This is a genomic window from Psychrobacillus sp. NEAU-3TGS (genome assembly GCF_029955155.1).
Taxonomy (GTDB): Bacteria; Bacillota; Bacilli; order Bacillales_A; family Planococcaceae; genus Psychrobacillus.
On record NZ_JAPNOZ010000007.1, the window covers coordinates 87,189 to 99,678 of the forward strand.

The 12,490-nt window shown below is 36.3% G+C and carries 11 protein-coding genes and 1 pseudogene; 11 read left to right on the top strand and 1 reads right to left on the bottom strand.

What is annotated here, in order from left to right:
• Positions 1-29: 29 nt before the first annotated feature.
• Together OR571_RS07060 and OR571_RS07065 are read left to right on the top strand one after the other, a co-directional pair.
• Positions 30-1,157 (top strand): MFS transporter, encoded by a 1,128-nt coding sequence (locus OR571_RS07060; RefSeq protein ID WP_282242133.1) that lies wholly within the window; start codon positions 30-32, stop codon positions 1,155-1,157.
• 6 nt (positions 1,158-1,163) lie between these two features.
• Positions 1,164-1,997, top strand: a complete 834-nt coding sequence (locus OR571_RS07065; RefSeq protein WP_282242134.1) for an SMI1/KNR4 family protein — start codon at positions 1,164-1,166, stop codon at positions 1,995-1,997.
• Positions 1,998-2,102: 105 nt separating this feature from the next.
• On the opposite strand, the gene OR571_RS07070 is transcribed toward OR571_RS07065, so the two are convergent.
• A complete protein-coding gene (locus OR571_RS07070; protein WP_282242135.1) occupies positions 2,103-4,241 on the bottom strand; it encodes a sensor domain-containing protein in 2,139 nt (712 codons plus the stop codon).
• Positions 4,242-4,541: 300 nt separating this feature from the next.
• Here OR571_RS07070 and OR571_RS07075 point away from each other — a divergent pair, with 300 nt between their 5' ends.
• The 9 genes and pseudogenes from OR571_RS07075 to OR571_RS07110 all read left to right on the top strand — a co-directional run bounded on the left by OR571_RS07075 (position 4,542) and on the right by OR571_RS07110 (position 12,244).
• A complete protein-coding gene (locus tag OR571_RS07075; RefSeq protein ID WP_282242136.1) occupies positions 4,542-5,528 on the top strand; it encodes a LacI family DNA-binding transcriptional regulator in 987 nt (328 codons plus the stop codon).
• Between the two features lie 108 nt (positions 5,529-5,636).
• On the top strand, positions 5,637-6,914 hold the full coding sequence (hisD, locus tag OR571_RS07080) for a histidinol dehydrogenase (protein WP_282242137.1): 1,278 nt from the start codon (positions 5,637-5,639) through the stop codon (positions 6,912-6,914).
• 73 nt (positions 6,915-6,987) lie between these two features.
• Positions 6,988-8,309, top strand: a pseudogene (locus OR571_RS07085) (GntP family permease).
• Positions 8,310-8,401: 92 nt separating this feature from the next.
• A complete protein-coding gene (locus OR571_RS07090) occupies positions 8,402-9,346 on the top strand; it encodes a 3-hydroxyacyl-CoA dehydrogenase family protein (protein ID WP_282242138.1) in 945 nt (314 codons plus the stop codon).
• Positions 9,346-10,110, top strand: a complete 765-nt coding sequence (locus tag OR571_RS07095) for an SDR family NAD(P)-dependent oxidoreductase (RefSeq protein ID WP_282242139.1) — start codon at positions 9,346-9,348, stop codon at positions 10,108-10,110. Before OR571_RS07090 ends, OR571_RS07095 begins: the two co-directional genes overlap by 1 nt.
• A 266-nt stretch (positions 10,111-10,376) precedes the next feature.
• Positions 10,377-10,796: a YecA family protein gene (locus OR571_RS22780; protein WP_348775028.1), complete on the top strand. Its 420-nt coding sequence runs from the start codon at positions 10,377-10,379 to the stop codon at positions 10,794-10,796.
• Positions 10,793-11,374, top strand: coding sequence for a hypothetical protein (locus tag OR571_RS22785; RefSeq protein WP_348775029.1), 582 nt, complete (start codon positions 10,793-10,795; stop codon positions 11,372-11,374). The genes OR571_RS22780 and OR571_RS22785 overlap by 4 nt, the downstream gene beginning before the upstream one ends.
• A 118-nt stretch (positions 11,375-11,492) precedes the next feature.
• A complete protein-coding gene (locus tag OR571_RS07105; protein ID WP_282242140.1) occupies positions 11,493-11,720 on the top strand; it encodes a hypothetical protein in 228 nt (75 codons plus the stop codon).
• Positions 11,721-11,806: 86 nt separating this feature from the next.
• The gene (locus OR571_RS07110) at positions 11,807-12,244 is read left to right on the top strand and encodes a YusW family protein (RefSeq protein WP_282242141.1); all 438 of its coding nucleotides are present in this window, start codon (positions 11,807-11,809) and stop codon (positions 12,242-12,244) included.
• Positions 12,245-12,490: the final 246 nt, after the last annotated feature.

The window sequence follows — 12,490 nt, forward strand, 5'->3', positions numbered from 1 at the left end:
GATTTATAAGGACATAGGCAGGGATATATATGAATTTACGAGGAATATTATTACTTATTTTTTTATTTCAAACAATTATTAATGCAACGAGACCAGTTATTACGTTATCAGCTGATGAATTGGGAGCTTCTATTTTTATGATAGGTATCTTAACCTCATCATTTGCATTTTTGCCACTGATTTTTTCTATTCATGCTGGTAAAATAATTGATAAATTTGGGAATCGCATGCCAATTATTTTTGGTTTTGTAGTTTCTATAGCTGGAATGATTATTCCCACTCTTTACTCAGCCGTATGGTCGTTATTTGCCAGTCAATTGTTATTAGGGTTAGCTAATATTTGTATACCTATTGCTCTGCAGAATCAGCTAGGGCACCAATCTACCCCTAAAAATAGAGATTATTTTTTTAGTATGTTTAGTTTGTGTGTTGCTTTGGGAGCTGTTATTGGACCTCTAGTTGGCGGTTATTTATCCGAACACATATCGTTCCAAGTAGTATACGTTTTTTGTATAGTTATTGGTGTTATTTCTATAGTATTTTCATTTAGAATTCCAAGGGCTGCAGAAAAAATCAGCAGACCTCCTAGTAAATTAGTGGATTCTTTTAAGCTATTTGAAAATCCACTTGTGAGAAAAGCATTATTTTCAAGTGCACTGGTGTTATATTCGAAAGATATCTTTGTCGCATATTTCCCTTTGTTAGGAAAGCAGATGCATTTATCCACTTCTGCAATTGGGTGGATTATCGCATTACAAGGGCTTGCTACGATGTTTGTCCGCTTTATACTGCCGAAGCTGCTAGATGCATACAAGCGAGATACGGTGCTGTTTATGTCCATATTAGTAGCTGGAATAGCGTTTCTCTTGTTGCCATTCAGTCATTCAGTATACTTGATTGCTTTATTTGCAATTGTAATGGGCCTTGGTTTAGGCTGTGGACAACCTATTTCCATGACGACTACCTACAATGCATCTCCTCCTGATCGAACAGGGGAGGTATTAGGACTTAGAATTGCTACGAACCGTTTTTCTCAGTTAATCGCACCAACCCTTTTTGGAGTAATTGGTGGTTCTATAGGGATGATAGGAATTTTTCTTTTCAGTGGAGTATTTTTAGTAGGAGGTTCCTTGTTTTTTAGAAAGCAGGAGGAGTGATAGCTTATGGTAAATGAATTAAAAGATGTTTACGGTTCCTATAGTATACCCAAAGAAGTATATCGACTGATTCAGCTTGAAATAGATTTACAGAAGGAAGGGTTATCTCTTGCTACTATCGGTTTAATACCAATTGATGATTATTTTTATTACTACTCTATAACTCCACCAGACTTAATTCCCTTTGCATCAACAGGTGGAAATGGAATTCATTTTGGTTTTTTAACCGACTTCCATGAAGTGCTTAAACTGAAGGATGCTCCAATTGTATGTGTATCACCAACAAATGATCCACCTGTTAGATATGTAGCAAAAAACTTTGAAGAGTTTATGAATTTAGTAGTTTCAGTGCCCTATGTGGAGATGTTAGAACAATTTTGTACTGTACAAGATAAAGACGAGATGAACGAAATAATTCGAGTAAATGCTAGCGATCTTTCAAATACTTTACAAATGGAGCGCACACTCATATTTAAACGACTACAACAAACGTTCAACGCAAAATCTGTGGATGTTTTATATTATCTGGAGCAAGCAAAAATGGAGAGAGAAAAGATAGTGTCCATAGCGACATTAGATGTGCTCGGAATACTTGGAAGTAATAGCGGTCGTAGTTTTTCGTTTGCAAAAGATCGAAACGGTGGAGAAAAAGAAATTGAGAGAATGCAGTCTTTTTTATATTCTGCAAACAAAGAAGAGAAGTTAGCTTTTGTACGTGACGCGAACTATTGGTACATATTAACTCCTGATTATGACGAAGCTGTGATGCAGTTGATTGTAAGTTTATTACAATCGTTGGAGTTAAAAGATGAGGCAGATAGAGTATTGTTGAAAAATTAGTTTAACTCACTAATACGTATACGTAAATTTGGTAAAAGTAAAGTCCATGTTTTCCATATTAGTAGCTAGAAGCCATCCTTGTGTTTGGAAAGGATGGCTTCATTACTAATCTTTATTAAAAAATGCATATCGGTCCACTTGTATAAAATTGCATTGCGAGAGGAGGGATGGTTTTTGAAGAGTGCCAAATTCATCTAAAGTCTTTGTGATATTTACTAACTCGGTTTCGTCCATTTTATATTCCAAAACATATTGATATAGGTGAGGTTTAGGCTCTGCTATTGAAACAATCGAACCAATAAACTTTACGTTTTTATTTAGAATCTTTGTTTTTAACTCTAAGATAATCGCATGATTGACTGCTAATTTAATATCTGATAAAAATTTTAATCTTTTTGTACAAGCTTCCTCTATTAGAACATCTATTGTCCCTAATTCCACTTTATTTCCACGGATTTGCGTCAGAGTCATTGTTGCTTTTAAAGGGTTTTCTAATATTATTTCGAAACCTTTAGCGTTGCTTTTCAATTTCTCTTCTTTAGTTTTCATTTCTTCTGGTATCAATTTCCCTTTACTCAATAGTTTCTCAAACTCTGTTGCAGGGACTGGTTTAGAAAATAAATACCCTTGAATGGAATTACAGTTATAATTGTTTAAAACTTTCAGTTGATCAGTAGTTTCTACACCTTCAGCCACAACTTCCATATCTAATTGCTGTGCTAATTGAATAATAGTGTTAGTGATGAAATTGGAATCGTCGGTTTCAAAAGAAGTTAAATCATGAATAAATGTGCGATCGATTTTAAGAATGTCTATTAACCCCTTAAATCTTTTCAAGGTAGAGAGGGACGAGTAACCTGTACCAAAATCGTCTAGTGCTACTTTAATACCTAGAAGCTTCAATTCTTCAAGTACAGAGAACACGACTTTTTCATTCTCTAGTATAGATGACTCGGTAATCTCTATTTCCAAGTATTTGGACTCCAATTTTGTCTCCTTTAGTATTTGTTTGACATTGGAGATTAAGCTTTTTTCTAAAAAACGATTTGCTGACAGATTAACGGAAATCGGTATTTTATGTAAGTCGGATTCTTGCCATAACTTCATTTGAATGCAAGCAGTTCGTTTCACCCAATCTCCAATTTCAACAATAAATCCCGTCTCCTCGGCTAATGGTATAAATTCATCGGGTGATACAAGTCCCCATTCCGGATGATTCCAACGAATGAGCGCCTCAGCGCCAACGATTTCAAAGGTTTTAGGGCAAACTTTTGGTTGATAGTATAGTTCTAATTGTTCCCGTTCTATTGCATGTCGAAGACTGGACTCTAAAGAAAAGATTTTAAACGTTTGAGCGTTTAAAGAAGAGGAATATACTTGGAAATTGTTTTTTCCTAATTCTTTTGCTTTATATAATGCTGAATCGGCATTTTTCATTAATGTAAGCGGGTTTTCTCCATCATTGGGATAAATACTTATTCCAATACTCGTTGTTATAAAAAGATTATAATTCTCGACTAGGAATGGTTTATCTAGTGATTCAATAATTTTTTTCGAACGCTCTTCTGCTTGGTGGGTATAAAAGTCCGTTAACAGAATACCAAATTCATCTCCTCCTAGGCGAGCTATAATTGCATTTTCACTGAGGCATTGCTTTAGTCTAGTTGCAATCTGTATAAGTAAATTATCTCCAAGTGTATGACCGAGTGTGTCGTTAATATATTTGAAGCGATCTAAGTCTAAATACATTACGGCTACTTTTCGGTTTAACGTATTTCCAACGATAATCGCTTGTTCGAGCTTTTCTTGAAATAGTTTCCTATTTGGTAAGCCGGTTAAGGGATCGTAATTTGCTAAGTAGGTATTTAACTGTAGTGCTTTCATATGATCCGTTACATCTTTTGCTATTCCAAAGACACCTTGGATAGCCCCGTCTAAATAAGCAGGTATCATTGTTAAATTGATGTCCAATAAATGTCCCATTTTATGTATGAATTTCATATTCATATTTTGAGGAGTACCGGAAAGTACTTTGTGGAATGCCTCTTTATGCATCTGGTCATAACTTAAAGGGAGCAGTGAGTCAATGGAGCTTATTTCATAATTATTACTAAATCCAAGCTTTTGGAAAAACACATCGTTCATTCTTTCTAGGCGTCCTGATGCATCTACAAAATATACAATATCTGGATTGAATTCAAATAAAGATTGATAAGAAGTATGACTATCAAAATTGTATTCCATTTTTTCCACCCTTTCAGTTTCATAGTAACTTTGTATCTTTTTTGGTTTATTCATTATTAGGTATTTAAATCTATTAATTTGTATAGAAAATTGAATATGGGCGGGAATTATTGTTATCTTCAATATTATTGTAAAGTAATACACTAATACAGTAAATAATACAAAACATAAAATATAGTAAATTTTTATTTTGTTTGAATTGCTTTAATTCGATTTGAAAATTACAAAAATAATCTATTTCAAAAGTGAGTGATACATAGTATAGTCTTAATAATATATTTGAAAAAGGTAGTGAGAATTTTGAAGTATTATGTTACGGCAAAAGATGTTGCAAAACTTGCGGGTGTTTCTCAATCATCTGTATCAAGGGTTTATTTTGAAGGGGCTTCAGTGTCTAACAAAACTCGTGAGAAAGTATTGGCAGCTGCAAAAGAATTAGGGTATAGGCCAAATGAATTTGCAAGAAGCCTCATTACGAACCGCACAAAAATTATCGGATTGGTGATGAAAGGTATTCATAATCCTTTCTATCCAGAAGTTTTAAAGCAATTTACAACAGAGTTTAATAAACTTGGCTATAGCATTTTGTTTGTATCTACAAACAATGATGAAATACAGAAAGAAGATATCGACATGTTAAGAAATTATAATGTTGCTGGAGTAATTATTACAGATGCTTCTCTGTCGTTGAATGTGACCGAAGATTTTAAAGAAAATCAAGTCCCCCTCGTCCTTTTTAATCGCAAAATAGATAACGATCAATTCTATTCGGTATGTTGTAATAACTTGGATGCAAGTGAAAAAATTGCGGAGTATTTAATCGAAAAAGGTTGTTCGAAAGTAGCATATATTGCAGGGAATGCAAATACATCTACGAGTAGAGATAGAGAAAAAGGGTTCACTTCCATAATTGAAAAAAATAATGTAACACTTAACAAATATACTTCTGATTATACATATGAAGGTGGCTATAAAACGGCGAAGAAAATTATTGCAGAAAAGAAAGTACCAGAAGGGATTTTTGTGGCAAATGATATTATGGCCCTTGGTGTTGTAGATGCTTTAAGAGAAAACTCCATTATGATTCCAGCTGAAACAAAAATAGTGGGATTTGACAATATAGAAATGGCTTCATGGCCAACTTATAATCTAACGACATGGGAGCAGCCAATTACAAAAATGGTGGAACATACCGTAAATTATTTAATGGCTGAAATGGTTGAATTCTCAGGATATACTGAAAGCCTTGAAGTCAATGGAGCATTAATTGTGCGAAAAACTACATAATTTTTATTGACTTGTCACTGAATTTAGAATAATCTACTCGTAAGGATGTTTTGCATACGTATGCAAAAATGAAATGAATGCGTTTACAATCTAAAGGAGGAATAAATAATGGTCAAAGTATTGAAAGCAGGTAAATCTCAAGAAGAGGTTAGTGCAAACGATTTAAAGGTTTCTCAAATAGTATCAGAGGCATTGAAAGACGTTGAAGTAAGAGGAGACCAAGCAGTTCGTGAATTATCTGATAAATTCGATAAATGGTCACCGGAATCATTTCGTCTTTCTGAATCTCAAATAAATGAAATAGTTTCCCAAGTTCCACAAGAAGTAATAGAAGATATTAAATTTGCACAAAAAAATATTCGTGAATTCGCAGAAGCACAACTTGCTTCTATGCATGACGTGGAAGTGGAAAATATTCCAGGTGTTATTTTAGGTCATAAAAATATCCCGGTAAACAGTGTAGGTTGTTATATTCCGGGCGGTCGTTACCCAATGGTAGCATCTGCACATATGAGTGTTTTAACTGCTAAAGTTGCTGGAGTTAAACGTGTAATCGCTTGCACACCACCGATTAATGGAGAAATTCCACATGCTACAATCGCTGCTATGTCTTTAGCTGGGGCAGATGAAATTTACCTTTTAGGCGGAATTCAAGCGATGGCTGCAATGGCAATCGGTACTGAAACAATTCAATCAGTAGATATGATTGTAGGGCCTGGGAATGCTTTCGTTGCAGAAGCAAAACGTCAACTATATGGCCGTGTAGGAATCGACTTATTTGCCGGTCCTACAGAAACATTAGTAGTTGCAGACCATACGGCAGATGCTGAAATGGTTGCAACGGATATTCTTGGTCAAGGAGAGCACGGTCCAACTTCTCCGGGAGCGCTTATAACAACTTCTGAGAAACTAGCAGAAGAAACAGTGAAGGAGATTGAACGCCAATTAGAAACACTTCCAACAGCAGATGTTGCACGCGTTTCTTGGGAAGATTACGGTCAAATTCTATTAGTAGATTCTATTGAAGAAGCTAGAATTGAAGCAGATCGACTAGCATTTGAACATGTAGAAATTTTAACGGAAGATCCAAATTACTTCCTTGAAAATATGACGAACTATGGTTGCCTATTCTTAGGACCTGAAACAAATGTAGCTTACGGAGACAAAGTAATTGGTACGAACCATACATTACCTACAAAAGGTGCAGCACGTTACACTGGCGGTCTATGGGTAGGTAAATTTATCAAAACAGTTACGTATCAAAAAGTTACGCCTGAAGCTAGTGCTTATATTGGGGAATATGCAGCTCGATTATGCCAATTAGAAAACTTTGCAGGACATGCTGAACAAGCATTACTACGTGTAAGAAGATACGGTAACAAATAAAACAAAGCTTCTGGCGGTATCACAGATTTTAAATGCCAAGGCGAATTAGATAAGGCTTACTGGGGGAAAAGTTATGTTAGGGATGATTGGTTTATTTGGTGGCTTAGCACTGCTGATTTATTTAACGATGAAGGGGATGAACCTTCTTATTGCCGCCCCGCTCATGGCGCTGTTAGTGGCAATTTTAAATGGCTTGCCAATTTTTCCGCAGCTCGCGGAAGAAGGTGCAGCAAACTTTTTAACGAATTATATGTCAGGGTTTACTGGTTTTATAGGGTCTTGGTATTTAATGTTCTTAGCAGGAGCAATTTTTGGTAAAGTAATGGAAGATAGCGGAGCGGCAGAAAGCGTTTCACAATGGATTGTTGGCAAAATTGGTATGAAACGTGCGGCGTTAGCTGTTGTTATTGCCTGTGCTGTATTAACTTATGGTGGAGTTAGCTTATTCGTTGTTGCGTTCTCTGTTTATCCAATGGCGTTAAGCTTGTTTAAACAAGCAGATCTGCCAAGACGCTTTATACCAGCGGCGCTTGGTTTTGGTTCTACAACTTTTACAATGACTTCAGCGGGTTCTCCTGAAATTCAAAACTGGATCCCTATTGAATTTTTAGGGACGACTCCATATGCTGGTTGGGAAGTAAGTTTTATTGTTGCTGTGTTTATGATGGTTTTTGGTTACTGGTGGCTAAAAAAATGATAACCAAGGCCAAGTCTCAAGGAGAGAGATTTGTTGGTAGAGATACAGATGAAGAAGCGGTTACTCGTTCGAAGCTGCCGGACCCATTATTAAGTATGGTTCCTTTACTTGTTGTATTAGCGATTTCATTTTTCTTCCACAACACTTTAGGAACTTCAGCCCTAATCATTGCTTTAAGCGGTGGTATTATAGCAACTTATCTAATCAACAGAAAATATTTCCATAATATTGGTAAGGCATTTGGTGAGGGGGCTTTGGGAGCTGTTATAGCAATTGCAAATACAGCGGCTGTTGTTGGTTTCGGTGGAGTCGTAAAAGCTACACCTTCCTTCACATCGGCTGTTGACTTTATGACGGATATTCCAGGTAGCCCACTAATTGGCGGAGCACTTGCAGTAGCAGTTATTGCAGGTCTTACTGGATCTTCTTCAGGTGGACAAGCAATTGCATTACCACTTTTAGCACCTCATTATATTGATTTAGGAGTTAACACAGAGGCGTTGCACCGCTCAGTTGCAATTTCTTCTGGATCACTTGATTCATTGCCACAAGGTGGATATGTTGTAACTACAATCCGTTCAATTTGTGGAGAAACACACAAAGATGCATATCCTGCATTTGGGGCATTGACAGTAGTAGTGCCGATACTAGGTGTTATTTTAGCTGTTATATTATTCTCATTTGGCTTAGGAATTTAAGAAATAGAAGTAAACACATGCCCAACAAACTATATGCTTTAAAGTTTGTTGGGCATATTTTATATAACAAACATGAAGGGGATGTGGATTATATGGAAAACGTATCAATTATCGGTTGTGGAACAATGGGGCATTCGATTGCATTATCTGCTGCTTGGGCGGGGCAATCTGTAAAGGTTTATGGTATTAATGAAAAAGACTTGGAAAATGCGGAAAAAGGTTTACATAATAAATTAAAAGTCATGACAGATAGCGATGTCTTTGATGAAGCTACAGCGAAAAAGATTAGAGAGAAAATAGTATTATCCACTTCATTAGAAGAAACGATTGCAGGTTCTACTTTTATCTTTGAAGTTATTCCAGAAGTTTTGGACATGAAAAAAGAAATGTATAAACAAATTGAAAGCATGATAAGTGAAGAGGTAGTTATTGCAAGTAATACTTCTGGATTTAAACCAAGCTTACTAGCAGAAGAGATGCAATATCCAAATCGTTTTGTTGTCACTCATTTTTGGAATCCAGCACACTTAATTCCTTTGGTAGAAATCGTAAAAGGAGAAAAAACGGATGAACATACAGTAGAGCGAGCAATGCAAGTAATTAAAGATATGAATAAACAACCAATATTACTAAATAAAGAGATTCCAGGATTTATCGGAAACCGTTTACAATATGCTTTGTTCCGTGAAGCGCAGTCTTTACTAGATGCAGGAGTTGCAACAAAAGAAGACATTGATGCAGCGGTAACATATAGTATTGGGCGCCGTTTGCCGGTAACAGGTCCGTTAATGACGGCCGATATGGGTGGACTTGATGTATTTTCCGCGATTTCCAATTATTTATTTGAAGATTTAAGTACGGATCAGAAGTCAGGCACGGTACTTTCGAATCTAGTAGAAGAGAATAAATTGGGAGATAAAAACGGAGAAGGATTTTATACTTGGGATGCCGAGTTCTCCGAGCAGAAAAATGCGGAGCGTGAGCAAACGCTTATTCATTTCTTAAAAAATGATTTAAAAAGAAATGAGGAAAAATAATGCAACCTTTTTTCTCTGAATTAGCAAATAAAACAATAATCGTTACCGGTGGAAGTAAAGGCATTGGAAAAGATGTTGCACTCACTTTTGCTAAATTGAATGCCAATGTAGTTATTTCCGGACGAAGTGAAGCAGTTTTGAACGAAACACTCAGCGAATTACATGCATTCAATGAAAATTGTATTGCTGTACAAGGAGATATGAGCGATATTGCTGTTGTAAAGGATTTAATCGATCAAGCAGCAAGCCGATTTGGAACGGTAGATGTGCTCGTAAATAATGCAGGTGTGAATATCGCAAAGCCAGCAATGGAAGTAACGGAAGAAGACTGGGATACTGTGCTCGATTTGAATTTGAAATCTGCGTTTTTTGCTAGTCAAGCAGCTGCAAGATATATGCTTGCTCAAAAAAGTGGAAAAATTATTAATATAGCTTCTCAAATGGCGTTTGTTGGCTATTATAAACGAGCGGCATATTGTTCAAGTAAAGGTGGGCTCGTTCAAATGACGAAGGCTCTAGCTGTTGAATGGGCGAAGCTGGGTATTAAAGTGAATGCAGTAGCACCTACATTCGTGGAAACTGAGTTTACGGAAAAGATGTTTGCGGATGAAGCATTTAAAAAGGATGTGGACAGCCGTATTTTATTAGAAGGGCTATCCAAACCGGAAGATGTATCCGGAGCAGTTCTATATTTAGCTTCTAATCTAGCTAATTTTGTAACAGGCGAAACGTTAAAAGTAGACGGTGGATGGACTTCTATTTAATATTGCTTTGAAAAGTGCTCTTCTAGTCATTGACTTAAGAGCACTTTTTTCGTTAGTTGGAATATTGAATGGTTTAGTTGGAATTTTGACGTATTTAGTTGGAAAAAATGAGCTTTTAGTTGTAATATCCAGGAAAGTGGAAGTTATATTGAGAGGGGCATTTTCCTTGGAAGTATGTCCCAAGTCGTTCGTACCTTAATATTTCATGCGAAACATGATAAACTAAGACTTCAGCAAATTTTTAACTTATTGAAGGACGTGTTTTAATGATAGGTCGAAATGATCCATGCCCATGTGGGAGCGGAAAAAAATATAAAAAATGTTGTGAGTCAAAAGAGACCATTACAATAGAAGAGGTACAAACAGAAGAACTGGAACGTATATTACAAACATTTTATGATGAATATCCGGAACGAAAAGACGTACCTGCATTCCAGGAACTAGTGGAAAAGTGGAATGACTCGTTAAAGCAGTACTTGGATATGGAAATGATTGAAGCCATCGTACTGGATGAGTTTTTCTTCCATCACAAGCCAGAAATATGGACAAACTATTTAGAAAAACAACGGAAGAAAATCGTACGACCGTCTACATTGAATGCAATCAAACAGTGGAAGGAGCCACGTGTGTTCGTGGGCGAAGTAATAGACGTAGACGATCATTATATGACTGTAGTGCATATTTGACGAAAGAAACGATTCGATTAAGACGCGAAGGCGAGAAACCAGTGCCGGTTGGTGTACATATGTATTGCTTCATCTTGCCAGATGGAACATCGAAAGAAGAACATTATTTAGCTATTTCTAGCTTAATCTTCTTCCCGACAGATCACGAAAACGTATTTGCCGATTTTGTTAGCCAATTCGAAGCTCAGGATAAGTTATCAGCTCCGACATTTATGAAAGAAAAGGCCACGATCTTGTGGACTTTACTTGGGGAAAATGGGTACGAAGGTGGGGAATATACACATTTTGAAGCGGGAGTACTTCAAGTGGCAATAGATTTCCTCGAGAAAAATAATAGAGACTATCAAAAACTTTTAGAAATAGTGGAAGATTATTTAGTCGAACAACAACCCAATGCACGTAAAGAAGTTGCGATTTCAGCAGGTGCTATTAGGTTCGGTCAGGAAAATGGTTTCTTTGAACCGCTAGACATGACAATTAAAGAAATTGCAGAGTCATTTGAGGTATCCACTTCTTCATTGAACAAATACTATAATGAATTGAATTTGTATTATAAAAACTGGACTAGCTCCAAGTAAACTGAATAACTATCAACAGATAGAGTGTGGGAACCTTCATAATTCCCATACTCTATTTTTATGTTTAGCATTTTAAAAATAGGATAAACAAATAAAAACAATCAAGGGAGAGATTGATATGACAAAGAAACCAACTGAAGATCGTGAAAAACAGGATATTGCTGGTCGTATATTAGATAACCCTGATTTGGTGAACACAGAAAAAGAAAGTATTTTCGATAGAGATGAACAGATGAAAAACGTGGATCCAATTCCAGTAGAGGAATTAAATGAACAAGTAAAAGATGAAGAGGATAAAGACCATACAAAATCGACATCATCAAGCGAAAAACGCTATCCCGGATAAGTAACCTTATTCGATGTTTATCCATCATAAAAAATGGAGATAACTAACCTTACGGGTTAATTACGCAATTAGTGAGGAGAATTAGTATGAAAACTAAAAAGTATTCGATAATCGGAAGTGCAGTGCTATCAACGACTCTTTTACTCGGCGCATGTGGCGATAAAGAAGAAGTGACAGATGCACCGACGAATAGTGATATGCAAAATGAATTTGGATTTCAATCCTTCGATTTAGATATCGATACTGCAGATCAAAAAGACGCAATTGATGCTTCGTTTGATATGGATGTATCCGAAACGGAAGCTGAATACGAAAATAAATTGGAATCTAAGAATTTGACAGGTGATGAGGCTTATGCTGAATTAGAACCGATTTTCAAAGATCTAGCTCTAACGAAAGATATGAGTAAAGATGAAGTGATTGAAAAGGTTTCGAAAGCTTTTGGAGTAGAGGAATATACAGAATTTGATTTGGAAATTGAATTTTCGGATGGCGATGATCAAGAATTTTCAGATCATAAATAAAGGAAACAGAGTCGTGATTAATTTCACGGCTTTTTTTGTTGGTTAGATAATTACAAAAGATTTAGACATGTGGATAGCTTTATTCAAGTAGCTAAGGAATGGCAAGTTTTTATTTTGTTAGTAATAGAGGGGAAAGCAGTATATAGAAACTGCGACTTAAAGAGATACGGCAAAGGCAATTGATTTCCGCTCCAGGTGGACGCTTACCGCGGGGCGGGCGGTGAGCCTCCTCGTCGCACGCTCCTG